This window comes from Sinorhizobium fredii USDA 257 (assembly GCF_000265205.3).
Taxonomy (GTDB): Bacteria; Pseudomonadota; Alphaproteobacteria; order Rhizobiales; family Rhizobiaceae; genus Sinorhizobium; species Sinorhizobium fredii_B.
This window is the reverse complement of record NC_018000.1, coordinates 1,326,679-1,344,511: the sequence shown is the minus strand read 5'-3', so window position 1 is coordinate 1,344,511 and position 17,833 is coordinate 1,326,679. Positions and strand designations below refer to the sequence as shown.

Here is a 17,833-nt window from a genome sequence, read left to right as displayed (position 1 = left end):
GGAGGATCAGGACTGATCGACCGCAGCCGCCGGCATCCGCGAACTCCGCCAAACCTAGCTTCCCCGCAGGGATTGCCAAAACCCTGCTTCTTGCCCGGCACTTCTGTGCCGGGCTTTTTCGTTCGCTGAGTTTCTTCTTGCCTAAAAGGAAAGATCGAGGACCCTGCCCTCGAAGAGCCGATCGCGCGAACCTTCGAGGTGTTTGCGCATCAGCTCGCGAGCGTCTTCGGCGCGGCCCTCTTGAACGGCGCGGTAGATCTGGCGGTGTTCCTCGTAGACCTGCTCAAGGCCGGGCCGCGGACCCATCAGCGACAGGCCATGAAGGTGCATGCCCACGGCGATGTGGGCTCTCAAGGCTTCGAGCGAGGCTGTGTAGTAGTGGTTGTTCGCCGCTTCGGCGACCGCTTTGTGAAAGAGGAAATCGGCGTCCGTGCGGTGCAACTGATGGCTGGTCGCCTCGCGCAGTTCGGCAAGCGCCGCCGCGATTCTTGCGATCGCCGCCTCGTCGCGTCGCTGGGCGGCATAGTAGGCGGCGGCGGGCTCGATCGTCAGGCGGAATTCATAACAACGCTGGATATCGGCGATCGATTTGACGGGTGAATAGGCAAGCTGGGCGGCGGCCGAGACCTGGGCGCTGACGAAGGTGCCGGCGCCCTGACGCGAATAGATCATGCCCTGTTCGCGCAGGCGGCCGAGCGCATCGCGCACGACGGGGCGGGAAACGCCCAGCATCGATGCGAGTTCGTGTTCGCCCGGAAGCCGCGAGTCCGGCGCGTAGTTGCCGGTGCGAATCCGCTCGTGCAACTGGTCGAAGACGCGGTCGACGAGTTTCACCGACTTGCCGCGTTCGGTTTTCGCTTCGGCTGCCGCCTCCTGGCCAACGCCGACATTCTCCGCCATTCTCTTATCCATCCTGTTCATCGCCCGACGTACCGCAAATCCGGCGCATCCTGCAAAACCTTTAGCAGAGATTGCGCATTGCCGAAGCCCCCCGACTTTACCGCGCAGCGCATCCGGCCGCCGTTCGGGCGCACTGTCTCGAACCAGGGGATGCCGGCCTCGATCTCGCTCTTCGGCAAAAGGACGCCAGCACCCAGCGACCGCAGGATAGCATAGGCCGTGTCGCCGCCGCCCATCATCAGCATGTCTGGCATGGTGGCGGCGACGATGCGCGAAACGCCCTTGGCAAAGCGTTTCGCCACAATCTCCGATGGGTCGGTCAACGCGCCCGTACATCTCAGAAGCATTGGCAGCCGTGCCGGATCGCCGTCGGCCGGCACGTCGCCTGCCGGTGCATTGCAGTGACTGGCAATCAGGTCGCTCTCGAGAAGCACCGCCATCTGCGCTTCGGTGATCGGGTCGCGCGATCCAAAGGCAAAGAGCGTCCGCTCCGAAGGTTCGAAAGGTGTCGGCGACGCGTGCCGGGCGAGCCGCCGGGCAAGCGCGCGCCCGAGGCCGCGTGCCCCGACCGCGATCGTCAAAGACCAGTCAAGGCTTTCGACTATGCCATCAAGGTCTTCGTCAGAGGCCGCGTCGGCGATCTCAACGTCCAATGCGGGACCGGAGAAGAGCGGCGCTATCGGCAGCGGTTCGGCGATGCCGAAGCCGACGACGTGGGCTTCGCGGGTGTAGCGTCGCTGGTCGGGCACGGCAGGAGCGACAGCCAAGCGGTGGCGGCCGAAAGCAAGGGCGAGCGCTGCGCTCTCGGCCGCGACATTGCCCTTGAGCCGCGAGTCGATCTTCTTCAGGACGAATTCGGGCGAGGGGCGGCAAAGGGCGGCCGTTGCCTGCCTGACGCGGTCTGCAGCCTGGAGGGGATCGAGCGCGCGTGACACCGTATTGACGACGACCACCTCCGCGCCCGTCGCAATCGTTGCCTCAATCGCACCGACGTCGAGCGCTACGGCCACGCTCAGCCCCGCCTCGACGAAGGGCGTTCCGGTATCGAGGGCGCCCGTCAGGTCATCGGCAACGATGGCGACGCGAATGGCCATGGCTCTATTCGCCGTTCACGGCGTGGCAGGCGACGAGATGCCCCGGACGCGCCTCCTTCCACTTCGGAACCACCCGGCTGCAGACCTCCATGGCGATCGGGCAACGCGTATGGAAGCGACAACCCAAGGGCGGCGCGAGCGGGCTCGGCACGTCGCCTTCGAGGATCTGCCGCTTGCGGCTGCGCTCATGCTCCGGATCGGTCTCCGGCACGGCCGAAAGCAGCGCCTTCGTATAGGGGTGGAGAGGCGTCTCGAAGAGCTCGTCGCGGCTGGCAAGCTCTGCTAAGCGCCCGAGATACATGACGCCGACGCGTGTCGAGATGTGCCGCACGACAGCCAGGTCGTGGGCGATGAATAGGTAGGTGAGCCCGTATTTCTCCTGCAGATCGAGGAGCAGGTTGATGATCTGGGCCTGGATCGACACATCAAGGGCCGAGATCGCCTCGTCGCAGACGATGAATTTCGGCTGGCAGGCTAGCGCCCGGGCGATCACCACGCGCTGGCGCTGACCGCCGGAAAGCTCGTGCGGATAGCGCGAGGCAAAGCGCGGCGGCAGGCCGACATCGGTGAGCAGTGCCGCGACCTTTTTCTCGAGTTCGGCCTTGGTCGCGAGTTTGTGGAAGAGGATCGGCTCGCCGATCGCTTCGCCGACCGTCATGCGCGGATTGAGCGTCGAATAGGGATCCTGGAAGACGATCTGCAGATCGCGCCGGAATGGCCGCATCCGCTTCTCGTCGAGTGCGGTCAGGTCCTGGCCCTTGTAGAGAACCTTGCCGGACGTCGCCCGGTGCAGGTTGAGGATGGTGAAGCCGGTGGTGGACTTGCCACAGCCGGATTCGCCGACGAGGCTCAAGGTCTCGCCCTCGAGAATATCGAGGCTGATGTCGTCGAGGGCGTGCACGGTCGCCGACCGTTCACCGAAGGCGCCGAGCCGGACGTGGAAGTGCTTCACCAGGTTTTCGATCTTCAGAAGTGGCTGAGCACCCATCAGGCGGCCTCCCGGGCTTTTTCGACGGCAAAGCAGGCGGCCCGGTGGCTGCCCGCGGCTGAGATGGGCTCGAGCTTCGGCACATGCGTGCGACAGACATCCATGGCCAGCGGACAGCGCGGCGCGAAGGGACAGCCCTCGGGCCTGCGGCCAGGTTCCGGCGGTGTCCCGCCGATCGAGTTCAGACGCGATGCCGGCTGATCGGAGAGCTTCGGGATAGAGGCGAGCAGCCCGCGCGTATAGGGGTGACGCGGATTGGCATAGAGCTCGTCGACCGGTGCATCCTCGACGACGGTGCCAGCGTAAAGTACGACGACGCGATCGACGAGGCCGGCAATCAGCGCCAGGTCGTGGGTGATCCAGACCACCGACATGCCGAGCTTTTCGCGCAGGCCCTTCACCAGATCGACGATCTGCGCCTGGATGGTCACGTCGAGCGCCGTTGTCGGTTCGTCGGCGATCAAGAGCTTCGGCTCGCAGGCAAGACCGATGGCGATCATCACCCGCTGGCGCATGCCGCCGGATAATTCGTGCGGATAGGCCTGGATGCGCTCTTCGGGCCCGGGAATGCCGACCAGGCGCAGCAGTTCGATCGCTCTTTTGCGCGCGTCTCGTCTGCTCATGCCACGATGATAAATCAGCGGTTCGGCAAGCTGGTCGCCGATCCGCATCACCGGATTGAGCGAGGTCATCGGGTCCTGGAAGACGAAGCCGATGTCGCCGCCACGCACCTTCCTGAGCTCCCGATTCGACATCGTCTGCAAGTCACGACCGTCGAACTGCGCTTCGCCCTTGGCGACCCGGATCTTGTTGGGCAACAGCCGCATCAGGCTCAGCATGGTGAGGCTCTTGCCGCAGCCGGACTCGCCGACGACGCCGAGCGTCTCGCCCTTGTCGACGTGAAGGTCGATACCGTCGACGATGACCGCGGGGCCGCTCCGCGTCTCGATTTCGATCGTCAGCCCTTTGATGTCGAGCAGGCGATTTTCCGTTTTCGCACTCATCATTTGCTGCCTCGCGGGTTCAGAGCATCGTTGAGGCCGTCGCCGAGGAAAGAGAAGGCGACGGATGCGAGACCGAGAACGGCCGCGGGTGCCGCAAGCAGATGCGGGTAGTGCTGCCAGACGCGCAAGCCATCCGAAATCATGTTGCCCCAACTCGGGGTCGGCGGATTGACGCCGACGCCGAGGAACGAGAAGGCGCTTTCGAGCACCATTGCAGTACCGAGGCCGGCGCTGACGGCGACGATCAGCGGCCCGAGCGCGTTGGGGATCACATAACGCGTCAGGATGATGCGGTTGGAAAGGCCGAGTGCCTGGGCGGCGGTGATATAGGGGCGGCTGCGGATCGACAGCACCTGGGCGCGCACCAGGCGCGCATAGGGCGGCCAGGAAATCAGCGCCATGGAGCCGAAGACCAGAAGGAAATCGATCCACACCGTCTCGCGATAGAAGGGATTGAGGGTTTCGAGATAGCGCGCCTCCATCCACTGGGCGATCGGCGTCTTCAGCGACGCGTTGATCACGACCACGAGGAGCAGGTTCGGCACCGACATGGTCACGTCGGTCAGCCACATAATCACCCGGTCGAACGGATTGCCGAAGAAACCGGCGACCGCGCCGAGCACCGTCCCCAGCACAACCGCGATGGTCGTTACCACCACAGCAACGAGAAAGGCGGTTCTCGTACCGTAGACGACGCGGCTGAAGACGTCGCGGCCGAGATCGTCGGTACCGAAGAGGTGGGCGAGCGACGGCGCCTGATTGCGCGCCTCGAGATCCTGCCCGAGGAAGTCGTAGGGCGTCAGGTACGGGCCGAACAGGGCGACGAAGGCGAGCAGCACGATGACGCAGAGGCCGAAGATCGCCAGACGGTTTCGCTTCAGCCGGTACCAGGCATCGCGCCACAGGCTGACCGGCGTTTCGTCGAGGAGAGGGGCGGGCGGGGCTTGAACGACGGACATGTCAGCGGCTCCTCCGGGCATCGACGGCGCGCGGGTCGAGCAGCGGATAGAGGATGTCGACCAGCAGGTTGGAGATCATCACCAGGAACGAGCCGATGAGGGTGATCGCCAGGATCACCGGATAATCGGAATTGGTCAGCGCCTTGACGGTCAGGCGGCCGAGGCCCGGAAGGCCGAAGACGAGTTCCACGAAGATCGCGCCGTTGACGATGGTGATCATGATGAGACCGAGCTGGGTGACGACCGGCGTCAGCACCGGCCTGAGGATATGCTTGATCGCGACGACGATCTCCGGCACGCCCTTTGCCCGCGCGGTGCGGACGAAATCTTCGGAAAGTACCTCGATGACCGCGGCGCGCGTCTGGCGGATGATGAGGGCGATCGGCTGGAAGGAAAGCACGATCAAGGGCAGGATGATGCGGATGTCGAAGGCGCCGCCCCAGCCATAGGGGATCTTGGCGTCGGGGAGCAGAACGATGAGGCCGACCATCAGCAGCGGCCCTGCGACATAGGCGGGGATGGCCCAGAGGAAGAGGGCCGAGCCGAGAATGATGTAGTCGAGGCGGCGGTTCTGATTGAGCGCCGCGATCATGCCGAGCGGAATTGCAACGAGTGCGGTGAGCACGATGGCACAGAGCGCCAGCTTGAAGGAGACCGGCGCTGCGGCCTTGATCATCGCCCAGACGGAGCGCCCGGAGCTGAGCGAATTCCCGAAATCACCCTGGATCAGGTTCCAGACGTAGTAGCCGAACTGCTCGATGAAAGGTTTGTTGAGGCCGGCGCTTTCGCGGATCGCCTCGATGCGTTCCGGGTTATAGGCGACGTCGCCCGGGGCACGCAGGAAGATCAGCTTGATCGGGTCGCCGGCGCCATAAAAGGCTAGTGCATAGACGGCCATCATCACCAGCAGAACGGATGGTATCCAGATGGCAAACCGTGTCGCGACGTAACGCAGCATGTCGCTTGTTCCTCCCGCATGGTGCCGGTCAGCCCCGCCATGGTGGCTGCCGGACGTCATGCTTTGCCTGAGCCGGCCCCAAGGGCGTCATTGTGCCGGCCGTTTAACGCGAGGATCGCTACGGAAGACGAAGCTCGCGGCCTATGCGCTTACTCGAGCGCGAAGGCCCCAGGGCCTTCGCGCGAGGTTTCCCGGTTAAGTTCGACAGCAGCCGGCCATTTCAGCCGACCGAAATCTCCCACGGCTTTGCCACTTGCCAGTCGAGGTTCTTGTCGATGCCCTTGACCTCGGCGGTGGCCCAGCGCGACATCGCCTGAGCATACCAGGGGATGAAGGCCCAGTCGTCGCGGAACGCCTTCTGGGCTTCCTGGGCGAGTGCCACACGTTGCGGATCATCGGCCGCCTTGGTCGATGCTTCCTTCAGAAGGCTGTCGACCTTGTCGTTCTTGTAGCCGCCGAGCTTGTTCTGGGCGTTCGAGGACGTCGAGGCGATCGAGCCCTGCAGGTAGGAGGCGGCATCCGGCACGCGGGTGCCGACGTCGTCGCGGAAAATCTGCACCGCATTCTGGTCGGGACCGGCATAGGCGTCCTGTTGCGGCTTCATGTCGACGGCGGAAATGCCGAGGTTCTGGCGCCATTGCTCGGCGATGAACTGTGCAGCCGCTTCGATCGCCGGGCCGGAGACACCGACAAAGAGCAGCTTCGGCAGTTTCTCCGGTCCGCCATAGCTCGACTCGGCAAGCAGCTTCTTGGCGCCTTCCGGATCGTAGGGATATGGCTCGAAGCCGGAATTGTCGGCGCCGGGCACGGAGTTCAGGATCTGGTCGGTCTTCTTGTGCGGGCCATCGGGGAAGGAGGCCTTCATCAGGCCGTCGCGATCGACGGCGCGGATCAGCGCCTCGCGGACCTTCGGATCGTCCATCGGCTTGCGCGCCGTGTTAAACCAGAAATGCTGGCTCGTCGGGATGATCGGGCCGGAGGCGAATTCCGGCCCGAGGTCCTGGATGATCGTCGAGGTGACGAGCTCCGTATGCGCGTTGAACTCCCCGGATTTCAACAGCGACGTCGCCGTGACGTTGTCCTCGATCGAACTGATCTCGATGCGGGCCAGCTTCGGCTTCGGGCCGAAGAAATTCTCGTTGGGTTCGAAGGTCAGGGTGCCGGCGTCGATGTCGATCGCGGTCAGCTTGAACGGCCCGGAATAGACGGCGCCACTGTCCGGCGTGTACCAGTCGGCGATCTCCTCGCCATCTTCGCCACGCGACTGCTCGGCCTTGGTGATCGGCGCGATGTGGTTGGCGAGACGCATGAAGAAGATCGGGTCCGCTTCGCTGAGCGTCACGACGACGGTCCCTTCATCGGGCGTCGCGATGCCGGAAATTTCTTTGGCGGTGCCGCCGCTCACTTCCGCAAAGCCCGCGACCTTGCTCAACACCTGATCGGCGCGCTGGCTCTTGGTGTTCGGCATAGCCGAGACGTTCCAGGAACCCTTGACGTCCTCGGCGGTGATCTTGCTGCCATCGGAGAAAGTTGCCTTCGGATCGATCTTGAAGGTCCAGACCTTGTCGCCTTCGGAGCCTTCCCAGCTGGTAAAGACATAGGGGTGGATCTTGCCCTCGCTGTCGAAGAACATCGGCGAGGCCCACCAGATCGAATTCCAGCGATAGGGAACACCGCCGCCACGCAGCGGCGACCAGTCCTGATTGAAGGCGGGGTTGGCAACCTTCAGCACCTGGCCTTCCTGCGCCAGGACAATGCGCGCATTCATGCCGGCGATCGTCAGGGCCACGGTGGCACCGAGGCCGAGCTTGAGGGCATCGCGCCGCGAGATGCCCGTCATTGCGGAGTCGAGATCGTTCCGTTTGTTCATTTCTTCCTCCCGTGCGTGAAACCGAGCGCCTCCGCTCTCCCCGGATATGTAGCGCTCTGATTGGCCTTAGACTTCACCCGTATTGTAAATATGTCAACAAAAATTGCATCGGCTTTCGCCGTCGAGATCGGTCCTGAAAAATAGTGCAAGTAAATCAAACATTTGTTGCGAGGTAAAAATTGGTATTCGGAATTCAATATTGACAACAAGGCCAATGTCAAACACAAAAGGCGGCGATATAGGGCGCCATGGGACCGCCAAATGCGGTCCCGAGGACGGCGGCTGACAAATTTGGGAGGCCGGCAGCGCATCCCGCGACAGCGGAGGAGGTAGAGATGCACGGAAAACATGTGGTGGCCGGTGTCTACTGCGCGGCGGCGACGCCGCTCAAGGAGAACGGCGATCCGGATCTCGCGCTTTTTGCGGATCATTGCGGCAAGCTGCTTGACGATGGCTGCCACGGAATTGCCCTGCTCGGCACGACCGGGGAGGCCAATTCGTTTTCGCAGGACGAGCGCAGAGCGATATTGGAGAGCGCCCTTGCGGCCGGCATTGCCGCCGATCGGCTGATGCCCGGCACCGGCGTTGCCGCCATACCGGAAACGGTGGCGCTGACGAAACATGCGCTATCGCTCGGGGTGACGAAAGTCGTGATGCTTCCGCCCTTCTACTACAAGGAGGTCAGCGACGAGGGCGTCTATGCAGCCTATTCGCAAATCGTTGAAAAGATCTCGGATAGTCGGTTGAAGGTGATCCTCTATCACATCCCGCAGGTCTCCGGCATTCCGCTGTCGTTCCCCCTCATCAAGCGGCTTGCGTCGGCCTTTCCCGAGACGATCGTCGGCATCAAGGATTCCTCCGGCGACTTCGCCAACATGCAGGCGCTTGTTGCGGAACTGCCGAATTTTTCCGTACTCGCCGGCGCCGATCCCCTGCTTCTGCCGCTGCTGAAGGCCGGAGGCGCGGGCTGCATCACCGCAACGTCCAATCTCGTCGCCGATTGCCTCCGGCTGATCTTCGATCACGTCTCGGACGCGGCAAGGGCGGCCGAGGTCGAAGCGGCGCAGGCGCGTATCAACGCCTATCGCACGCTGTCGAATTCCTATGTGCAGATCCCGACGGTCAAGGCGATGGTTGCCTTGAAGCGCGGCGAGGACGCATGGTTTCGGACGCGCGCGCCGCTCATGCCGCTGAACGACAGCGAGCGCGCCGATCTTGCCGCGAAATTTGCGGCATTGGATTAAGGGAGGATCGGATGGCCTATACCGCACTGGAACCGCACGAGGTTCCGTCCCGGATGACGGGCGAGATGGTCCCGAGCCCGACCGAGCCTGGCCGTTACGACGCCTACCTTCCATCACCCTGCGTGCAAAACCACGCCGCCAACCTCTCTTTCCTACCGGATGGCACGCTGACATGCGTCTGGTTCGGCGGAACGATGGAAGGCATGGGTGATATCTCGGTTTACATGTCGCGGCTGGAACCCGGCGCGCGCCGCTGGACCAACCCGGAGAAGATGTCGGACGACCCGCAGAAGTCCGAGCAAAACCCGTTGATCTTTACGGCGCCGGACGGCCGCGTCTGGCTGCTCTTTACCTCGCAGACCTCGGGACACCAGGACGGCGCGGTGGTCAAGCGCCGCATTTCCGAGGATGGCGGCAAGTCCTTCGGTCCGACCGAAGTGCTTTGCGACATTCCAGGCACTTTCGTACGCCAGCCGATCATCGTGAATGGTGCAGGCGACTGGCTGCTGCCGATCTTTCGCTGTATGGGCGAGGCGGGCCGACGCTGGACCGGTGCCATTGATCGCGCCGCCGTGCTGATCTCGCGCGACCAGGGCAAGGCCTGGACGATGGCGGAGGTGCCGGACAGCACCGGCGCGGTCCATATGAGTATCGTCCCGGTCGAGAACGGCGCGCTGGTCGCTTTCTACCGCAACCGCTTCGCCACCCATGTGCTCAGAAGTCAATCGAGCGATGCGGGGACGCACTGGACAGCCCCGGAGCCGGTGGACCTGCCGAACAACAATTCGTCGATCCAGGCGATCCGCATGAAAAATGGCGCCATTGCTATGGTTTACAACCACAGCAATGCGTCGATGTCGGATGCGCGCCGTCACTCGCTTTATGACGAGATCGAGGGCGAGGGGGACAGCGGTTCCGCTGAAGCAGTCGCCTCCGCCCGCCCGGCCGTCTGGGGGGTGCCCCGTGCGCCGCTCAGTCTTGCGTTTTCGACCGACGGCGGCCGGACATTCCCGCGCCGCATCGACCTCGATACCGGCGATGGCTATTGCCTCAGCAACAACTCGAAGGATTCGCTCAATCGCGAATTCTCCTATCCGTCCATTGTCGAAGACGCGGAAGGCCGGCTGCACGTCGCTTACACCTATTTCCGACGGGCGATCAAATACGTCCGATTGGATCCGGACTTTCTCGAAAGAGCTAGCTGACCCCGGTTGGCCGCAGCCCGACGGCGCGACTTGACAAGTGTAACGGCGTCAGCCGCGTCCGCCGGAGTTTGGTTCAGTTAACCGTTGAATCGTCGCCGGCCGCAGCGATACCGTCGCCAATATGATCATTGTTTACAACGATATAATCACAATCGCCTTCGCGTCTCCGTTGAATTCGAAGGTGCAGGATATGACGTATCATGGGACAAAATCTCCGTCGCTGCTCTTGCCATTTGATAACATGAAGTATAACAACTTTACATCTTAGCGCGCTTCGCGTCGTCGAGTTCAGGGAGGATCGATCGGATGAGCAATCTGGATAGGCCCATTTCCATGGTGAGGCCGGCTCTGATCGAGTTCGGCACCGGCGTTGCGCCGAGGCTCGGCGCCTGGGCCGAGAGCAAGGGATACCGGCGCGTTCTGGTGATTTCCGACGCTTTCAATGCGACGCGCAGCGAAGTTCTCGGGCTTACCGGCGAGGTGACCGTCTATGGCGACGTCAAGGCCGAGCCGGATACGACCGACCTCGATCGCGTGCTTTCGGCCGCGGAAGGTGCCAAGGCCGATCTGATCGTCGGCTTGGGTGGCGGTAGCGCCATGGATCTTGCCAAGCTCGCGGCCGTCCTGTCCGGCTCATCGCAGCGGCTCACCGATGTCGTCGGCGCAGGCAAAGTTGTCGGGCAGCGGGAAGTCGCGCTTGCCCAGGTGCCGACGACCTCTGGAACCGGCAGCGAAGCCGGTATTCGGGCTCTCGTCACCGACCCGGAAACGAAGGCCAAGCTCGCCGTCGAAAGCATCCACATGCTCGCCGACATCGCCGTCATCGACCCGGCGCTCACTTTCACCGTGCCGCCGAAGGTCACGGCCGCGACGGGCGTGGACGCGCTCGCGCATTGCGTCGAAGCCTTCACCAACCGGAAGGCGCATCCAGCCATTGATATCTATGCGATTGAAGGCGTGCGGCTCGTCGGCCGCTATTTGGCGCGCACCGTCCGTGATGGCAACGATGCGGAGGCCCGTGCCGGGCTGTCGCTCGCCTCGCTCTACGGCGGCTATTGCCTCGGGCCGGTGAATACGGCCGGTGGCCATGCGCTCGCCTATCCGCTCGGCACGCGCTGGCATGTCGCCCATGGTGCCGCCAATGCGCTGATCTTTCCGCATGTGCTTGCCTTCAACACCCCCGCCGTGCCTGAAAAGACGAGGGCGGTGCTCGAGGCGCTGGGCCTGCCGGCCTCTGAGGACGTCGACTCGGTGTTCGATGCGGCGCATGGGTTCTGCGCCTCGCTCGGCATAGAAATGAAGCTGCGCCAGCTCGGCGTGCTCGCCAACGACCTTGGCACGATGGCCGACGATGCCTTCGCCATCCGGCGACTGCTCGACAACAATCCGCGCGATCTGTCGCGCGCCGATATTCTCGCAATCTACGAGGCGGCCTACTAGCACGCCGAACGGGGAGGAAAGCATGGGCAAGGACACCCGCGTCGCAATCACGCTCGGCGATCCGGCCGGCGTCGGGCCGGAGGTGATCGCCAAGGCGCTAGCGTCACTGCCGCGCAAGGAGCTCGCGAACTTCACCGTCGTAGGCAATATCGAGGCGCTGGAGCGGGCCAAGCGTGCGACATCGGCGGCTGTAGACTTCGCAACGCGACCGATGGACGGTGCCGTTCTGGTCGAGGAGGTGTCGATCGACGTTTCCTTGCCGGAGATCGGCAAGGTGAGCGCCACGGCCGGCGAGGCCTCGGTGCGCTATATCCGTCGCGCTGTCGAGATGGCGCAGGTGGGCGAGGCCGATTGCATCGTCACCGCGCCGATCAACAAGGAGGCGATGAACCTCGCCGGGCATCATTTCGATGGCCACACCGGCCTTCTTGCGCACCTGACCGGCTCGAAGAGCTCGTTCATGCTGCTTGCGTCCGAGCGGCTCAACACCATCCACGTCTCCACCCATGTGTCGCTCCGCGGCGCCATCGAGCGGGCGACGGTCGAGCGGGTGCTGGCGACGATCGAGGCCGGCCACAACCATTTCATGCGGATCGGCCGCAAGCCGCGCATTGCCGTTGCCGGTCTCAATCCGCATTGCGGCGAAAACGGCCTTTTCGGCGACGAGGATACGCGCTTCCTGGCGCCCGCCGTCGAGCAGGCGAGGGCCAAGGGCATCGACGTCACCGGCCCGATCTCCGCCGATACGGTCTTCGCGCGTGCCTATAACGGCGCTTTCGATCTCGTCGTGGCGCAGTATCACGATCAGGGCCACATTCCGATCAAACTCGTCGCCTTCGACACGGCGGTGAACGTGTCGCTGGGACTGCCGATCGACCGCGTATCCGTGGATCATGGAACGGCCTTCGATATCGCCGGAACCGGCAAGGCAAACCACGTCAACATGCTTTCGGCGATCGCCTATGCGCGGCTGGTGGCAGGTTCGCCGAGACGGGCGGCCGCGCAGTAGACAGCGCGCCCCCGCAGCCTCGCGATGGGCAACACCGATGGAAGAGAAGGTCAGCCCCCGAAGTTCGGTGCGTATTCGGAGCCGTCCACGCTTGAGGGTCGGCCGTCGATCCGCAACTCGCTGACGCGCGGCGGCGTGCGGGCGATGACCTTGCCGCGGCGGATCACGGCAAGACGGTTCGGCTTCAGCCGCAGGGCTTCCTGCGGATCGCACGCCTGAAGGATGACGAGATCGGCATTGCAGCCCTTCTCGAGACCATAGCCCGCCAGACCCATCGTCTTCGCCGAATTGACGGTCAACGCATCGAAGACCTTCCGCTTGTCCTCGATGCCGGCCATCTGGGCGACGTGGATCGCCATGTGCCCGACTTCGAGCATGTCGCCCGAGCCCATCGAGTACCAGGGATCCATCACGCAGTCATGGCCAAAGGAGACGTTGAGGCCGGCGTCCATCAGTTCGCGCACACGCGTCAGGCCGCGACGCTTCGGGTAGGTATCGTGCCGGCCCTGCAGCATGATGTTGATCAGCGGGTTGGGAATGACGTTGATCCGAGCCTCGGCCATCAGCGGGATGAGCTTCGAGACGTAGTAATTGTCCATCGAATGCATCGAGGTGAGATGCGATCCCGCAACCCGCCCTTGAAGGCCGAAACGGATCGTCTGCGCGGCCAGCGTCTCGATATGGCGCGACATCGGATCGTCCGTCTCGTCGCAGTGCATGTCGACGGGCAATCCGCGTTCGGCGGCGATCCGGCAGAGCGCTTCCACCGACGCCGCCCCGTCGCTCATGGTGCGCTCGAAATGCGGAATGCCGCCGACGATGTCGACGCCCATGTCGAGCGCCCGGTTCAGGGCCTCGACGGCACCCGGCGAGCGGTAATAGCCGTCCTGCGGAAACGCAACGAGCTGCAGGTCGATATAGGACGCCACGCTGTCGCGGACCTCGAGCAGCGCTTCGACGGTCACCAGCCGCGGATCGCTGACATCCACATGGCTGCGAATGTGGAGAAGTCCCTGCGAGACTGCGAGATCGCAATAGCGCAGCGCCCGCTCGACCAGCGCCTCGCGCGTCAAGGTCGGACGCAGTTCGCCCCAAAGCGCGATGCCTTCGAGCAGCGTGCCGGAGCGGTTCATGCGCGGCAGCCCCAGCGACAGCGTCGCATCCATGTGAAAGTGCGGATCGACAAAGGGCGGCGTGACGAGCCGGCCGGTCGAGTCGATTTCCTCCTTGGCCGTCGCTCCGATCCTTGTCGTCACCTCGGCGATCCTGTCATCTCTGATGCCGATGTCGATGCCGTTGCGACCGTCCGGAAGATTGGCGTTTCGAATGATCAGGTCGAACATGGCGGCTCCAGCGCATGAGATAAAAATGCAAGAGGCTCTAGCGTCGCGAGTCGCGCAGCATCGAACACCGCGACACTACCACAACAGGCGCTGGCGAAGTCCCAGCGGTGATGACCGCCAACAACCTGAAAGGCGGTATCGGTAAATCAGATATTTGGCATGGGTGGTGAGGGCACACTCAGCGGCTCGCCCCGAGTCGACTTCCCCTACGGGGATAACCGCGCCGGGATTGGATAGTCCAATGGCTGAAGATCGCCTGTCGACTATCAGCCTTCATCGCCTCGCTCCGAGTTCGAATAGCAAGAAGATATATGTACTACACTAGCCGTGATATACTTAGGCAGCAGGAGCATAACAACAAGTAAAGGAGGAAGGCCATGTCAACGACACGCGTTGGTTGGCGAGTTGCGCTTGCAGCATGCTCCATTCTGATTTCGTCAATGGAGGTTCAGGGCGGTCCTCTCGAAGACGATGTCAGGGCCGCCTACACAGCTTGGGACGAGGCATTCGGAAAGGGAGACGCCAAGGCAGTTGCCACCTTCTATACTGAGGACGCACTTCTCCTTCCCCCGAGTCATGATGTGATCGAAGGACCTGCTGGGGTTGAAAAGTTCTTCAGCGGCATCTTCGGCAGCGGCGCGACCGGTCACAAGCTCGAGGTGATAAGGGCTGATGGTGACGACAAATTGATCTACGGGGCAGCAAAGTGGTCAGCCAAGGGCAAGGATGCCGAGGGCAAAGATCAACCATGGGGCGGAGTTGCCACACATGTCTTCGAGCGGCAAAGCGACGGCAGTTTGAAAATAAAGCTGCATACGTTCAACTGAACGCCGAAGCATCGCCCACAAGCTAATCCGCAGTAAGAGCACGGGCAGAGAGTGCCAGAGACGGTACGGCGTTGGGAGTTCTTCCCCTCAAAATAGCTTCGCGGGAAAGGAGGGCCGCGCGGCAAGCGACGACTTGCCAAAGTTCACACGGCAACGAGTGTCCTCAATTCTCCTCTACCGAAAGACCTTGCTCGCCGATCTTGATCTCCACGCCTGGCTTGTTTTCCTCGCGGTAGACATAGATGCCCAGTCCAATCGCAACCACGGCAAGAACAGCGATGATGAGATAGAGGCCATTCCGGTTCATCCAGTGCGATCCCTTCAAGAAGTTGTCATTTCGGTAGCTAGGAGCCCCTGCCGGAAAGGCAACGGCAGCGCGGCTCAGGTGGCATTGCGATTTTCCGGTTTGTTGCTGAAGTGAGCGTTGCCGAGGCCCGTGCCGATCGTCAGAATTCCCCAGCCCGAGACGTCCTGCATGAAGGGTATCTGCGAGAGCCCCTGAACGACGGCGTCGTTGTGCATGATCACGAAGGTTTCCTCTTCGCCGATTTGAGGAATGGCCTTCTTGAGGACGACGGGCAGGTTGAAGTGCTCGCTTTCCCAGTTGCCGCCCGGCAAGTTCTGTCCGCCGCGCAGGATCGATCCGTCGGCATTGATGACGCCGGGGCAGGCCACGCCTATCACCGGTGCCGGCGCCAGCCCCGCCTTGTCCGCCTTGGCAACCAGCTTATCGATCATGGTGATGAGACGATCGATCGTCGCGCTCCGATTAGGCTTGTCATCCGCATGGCGCCAGATGGCCGACTTCCAGACCTTGGCCCTTGAGAGGTCCGTTTCTTCCTTCAAGCGCAGTTCGACGATGCCCACTCGAACATTGGTGCCGCCGATATCGATGGCGAGCATGGCCTTGTGTCCCTTCAGCATCCAACTCGGCATGAGGTGGGCGGCGCCGATAAGTCCCGCGTCATCCGGATGATGGACAATCGGAGCGAGCTCTATCTTGAGACCGTCGGCCTTCAAGAGCACCATCGCCCGGGCGATTGCCAGTTCACCGACGGCGCTCCCACGGAAGCCGCCGCCGATCACCACCCGCTCGGTATTCTTCCAGCTCTTCTGCTGCAGGAATTTCCCGAGAACGACGGCGAGTTCGCCTGCAAATTCGTCGACAGCTCCCATGACCAGGGCGGCCGCCTCCTTGTCGTCGCCGAGCAGGAATGCATCGATCTGCTTTTTCGACAGGTCGCCGGTCGGCGTCTTGCCGAGCGGGTCTTCACCGCCCTTGCGCACGCGCTTGCGCCAGGCACCGAGCTTTTCCTGAAAGGCGAATTTGTTGGCCCTGTCGCCTAGGAAGCCGTCGCCGGAACGAAGTCCCATATTGTAATCGTCGACCGTGACCGACGGCAGATCGTCGGCACCATGGATGAGCGGGGCACCATTTCGTTTTTCGTTCACGGATCTGCCCACGCAACCTCCTCATGAAGCCTCGCCTGCATTTGTCCGCTGGCGGCGTGACTTACAACGTGAGGGGGCAGGGCGATGTTCCCAAGCCGAAGGACGGGCCTCGCTGTTCGGCTGCGGGCGATCCGAAAAACTGCTGATCGAGGCGAACTATGGGGCGGCCGTAGGAACGCCGCCCATTGGGGTCAAACAACGAAGAAATCCGCGAATGTCAGCGCAAGATTCGGGTCGATGGTGGCGAAATGTATCCGCCCCCCGGACGCGCTGCCGTTGCTGTCGTAGTACAGCATCCCGGTATCCGTCTCGTAGATGATCCGGTCGCTGGAGTCCGCCGCCGTTCCACCGGTGTTCTTCACGAACTGCGCCGCGGTCAGTGTTCCGGTTCCGGTGATTGCGGTGAAGATCGCATTCTCTAGACGGATCGTATCATCGGCGACGCTGTAATCGTCTATCAAGTCGACATTGGAGGCGCTCAGCGTTGAGTTGAAAAGGAACGCGTCCTTTCCGCCGCCGCCGAGCAAGGTGTCGTTTCCAAGAGCGCCGGCGAGGAGATCGTTGCCTCCTTCTCCTCTTAGGATGTTGGCGACCGAGCTGCCCGTCAGGCTGTCGGCAAAGTTCGTGCCGCGCACACCCTCGATACTGATAAGCTTGTCCTGCTTGCGAAAGCCGTCGGTGGCTACGCCGGTGGAGAGATTGACGGTTACGCCGGCCGTGCCGCCGAAGTCCGCATCGCGCTGATAGCCCACGAAATCGAAGCCACCGCCTCCATCAATCGTGTCGCGTCCGCCGAGACCGATGAACGCCTCGCCGAGGGACGAACCCTTCATGCTGTCGGCAAACTGCGTTCCTCTGAAAGCTTCGATATTCGCGAAGGTTTCGCTGTTCCCATATGGATCAGTGACTGTCTTGGCCGCTGCGTCGAGCACGATTCCTTTGAACGCATTGGCATTCCAGTAGGCATCGTCAAAACTCACCTCGTCAAATCCGCTGCCGCCGTCATAGGTGTCCTTGCCCGCTCCACCTTCCATATAATCATCGCCGCCGTTTCCCTTGAGTACGTCATTGCCGCCGAAGCCGTACATGTCCTCATTGCCGGCGGAGCCGTTGATGGTGTCGTTGCGGCTCAGCAGCCATTGCTCCAAGCCCAAGGGGTCGTAAGCGTCGGCCGCGTCTTCGAAGAGAACCAGAGACAGGCTGAGCCCGGTCAGCGATTGGACGAGCGTGGTGCCATTGTTCTGGAACAGGTCGAACTTTGTGATCGTTCCGCCGGTAGCCTGGCCGGCTGCGTTGAAGGTGAAGCCGGAGCCTGTGATCGCCAGTTTGAGGCCGTTGTCGAGCTGAAAACGGATCTGTGTCGAGGATTTGCTTATGAGCGTGGCGGTCGTGAGATCGGCCAGGTCGCCAAATTGCGGATTGAAGCCCACGAACCCCGGTATCGCCGGCGTATAGCTCTGCGGATACTTCCCTCCCGGAAAAAAGAAATTCAAGGTTGCCATTCTTACCCTCTCCTATGCGCCGCTCCGCCGTGTGATGC

General features: G+C 62.5%; 16 protein-coding genes. 5 read left to right on the top strand and 11 right to left on the bottom strand.

Features of this window, described 5'->3' with window-relative positions:
- Positions 1-141: 141 nt before the first annotated feature.
- From USDA257_RS06180 to USDA257_RS06150, 7 genes are all read right to left on the bottom strand, one after another.
- On the bottom strand, positions 142-900 hold the full coding sequence (locus USDA257_RS06180) for a FadR/GntR family transcriptional regulator (RefSeq protein WP_014762047.1): 759 nt from the start codon (positions 898-900) through the stop codon (positions 142-144).
- Between the two features lie 17 nt (positions 901-917).
- On the bottom strand, positions 918-1,994 hold the full coding sequence (locus tag USDA257_RS06175; RefSeq protein ID WP_014762046.1) for a four-carbon acid sugar kinase family protein: 1,077 nt from the start codon (positions 1,992-1,994) through the stop codon (positions 918-920).
- A gap of 4 nt (positions 1,995-1,998) precedes the next feature.
- Positions 1,999-2,982 carry an ABC transporter ATP-binding protein gene (locus tag USDA257_RS06170; protein WP_014762045.1) on the bottom strand — a complete coding sequence of 328 codons (984 nt, stop codon included), beginning with the start codon at positions 2,980-2,982 and terminating at the stop codon, positions 1,999-2,001.
- Positions 2,982-3,989: an ABC transporter ATP-binding protein gene (locus USDA257_RS06165; RefSeq protein WP_014762044.1), complete on the bottom strand. Its 1,008-nt coding sequence runs from the start codon at positions 3,987-3,989 to the stop codon at positions 2,982-2,984. The genes USDA257_RS06170 and USDA257_RS06165 overlap by 1 nt, the downstream gene beginning before the upstream one ends.
- Positions 3,986-4,945 (bottom strand): ABC transporter permease, encoded by a 960-nt coding sequence (locus USDA257_RS06160; RefSeq protein WP_014762043.1) that lies wholly within the window; start codon positions 4,943-4,945, stop codon positions 3,986-3,988. The genes USDA257_RS06165 and USDA257_RS06160 overlap by 4 nt, the downstream gene beginning before the upstream one ends.
- Before the next feature lies 1 nt (position 4,946).
- Complete coding sequence (locus USDA257_RS06155) at positions 4,947-5,903, bottom strand: ABC transporter permease (protein ID WP_014762042.1); 957 nt, start codon at positions 5,901-5,903, stop codon at positions 4,947-4,949.
- Positions 5,904-6,123: 220 nt separating this feature from the next.
- Positions 6,124-7,773: an ABC transporter substrate-binding protein gene (locus USDA257_RS06150; RefSeq protein ID WP_014762041.1), complete on the bottom strand. Its 1,650-nt coding sequence runs from the start codon at positions 7,771-7,773 to the stop codon at positions 6,124-6,126.
- A gap of 335 nt (positions 7,774-8,108) precedes the next feature.
- Here USDA257_RS06150 and USDA257_RS06145 point away from each other — a divergent pair, with 335 nt between their 5' ends.
- The 4 genes from USDA257_RS06145 (at position 8,109) to pdxA (ending at position 12,671) form a co-directional block, all read left to right on the top strand.
- Positions 8,109-9,017, top strand: coding sequence for a dihydrodipicolinate synthase family protein (locus USDA257_RS06145; RefSeq protein ID WP_041413948.1), 909 nt, complete (start codon positions 8,109-8,111; stop codon positions 9,015-9,017).
- Positions 9,018-9,028: 11 nt separating this feature from the next.
- Entirely contained in the window at positions 9,029-10,222 is a 1,194-nt protein-coding gene (locus USDA257_RS06140; RefSeq protein ID WP_014762039.1) for a sialidase family protein, read from the top strand.
- 306 nt (positions 10,223-10,528) lie between these two features.
- Positions 10,529-11,662 carry an iron-containing alcohol dehydrogenase gene (locus tag USDA257_RS06135; RefSeq protein ID WP_014762038.1) on the top strand — a complete coding sequence of 378 codons (1,134 nt, stop codon included), beginning with the start codon at positions 10,529-10,531 and terminating at the stop codon, positions 11,660-11,662.
- A 22-nt stretch (positions 11,663-11,684) separates the two neighbouring features.
- Positions 11,685-12,671, top strand: a complete 987-nt coding sequence (gene pdxA / locus USDA257_RS06130; protein ID WP_014762037.1) for a 4-hydroxythreonine-4-phosphate dehydrogenase PdxA — start codon at positions 11,685-11,687, stop codon at positions 12,669-12,671.
- Positions 12,672-12,721: 50 nt separating this feature from the next.
- Here the strand turns inward: pdxA and USDA257_RS06125 are convergent, their stop codons facing one another.
- Positions 12,722-14,014: an amidohydrolase family protein gene (locus USDA257_RS06125; protein WP_014762036.1), complete on the bottom strand. Its 1,293-nt coding sequence runs from the start codon at positions 14,012-14,014 to the stop codon at positions 12,722-12,724.
- A 440-nt stretch (positions 14,015-14,454) separates the two neighbouring features.
- On the opposite strand from USDA257_RS06125, the gene USDA257_RS06120 reads away from it, so the two are divergent.
- Entirely contained in the window at positions 14,455-14,841 is a 387-nt protein-coding gene (locus tag USDA257_RS06120; protein WP_014762035.1) for a YybH family protein, read from the top strand.
- A 163-nt stretch (positions 14,842-15,004) separates the two neighbouring features.
- Here USDA257_RS06120 and USDA257_RS37035 read toward each other — a convergent pair whose 3' ends face one another.
- The 3 genes from USDA257_RS37035 to USDA257_RS06105 all read right to left on the bottom strand — a co-directional run bounded on the left by USDA257_RS37035 (position 15,005) and on the right by USDA257_RS06105 (position 17,795).
- On the bottom strand, positions 15,005-15,148 hold the full coding sequence (locus USDA257_RS37035; RefSeq protein WP_014762034.1) for a hypothetical protein: 144 nt from the start codon (positions 15,146-15,148) through the stop codon (positions 15,005-15,007).
- 74 nt (positions 15,149-15,222) lie between these two features.
- The gene (locus USDA257_RS06110; RefSeq protein WP_014762033.1) at positions 15,223-16,305 is read right to left on the bottom strand and encodes an ROK family protein; all 1,083 of its coding nucleotides are present in this window, start codon (positions 16,303-16,305) and stop codon (positions 15,223-15,225) included.
- A 179-nt stretch (positions 16,306-16,484) separates the two neighbouring features.
- Positions 16,485-17,795, bottom strand: coding sequence for a calcium-binding protein (locus USDA257_RS06105; RefSeq protein ID WP_014762032.1), 1,311 nt, complete (start codon positions 17,793-17,795; stop codon positions 16,485-16,487).
- Positions 17,796-17,833: the final 38 nt, after the last annotated feature.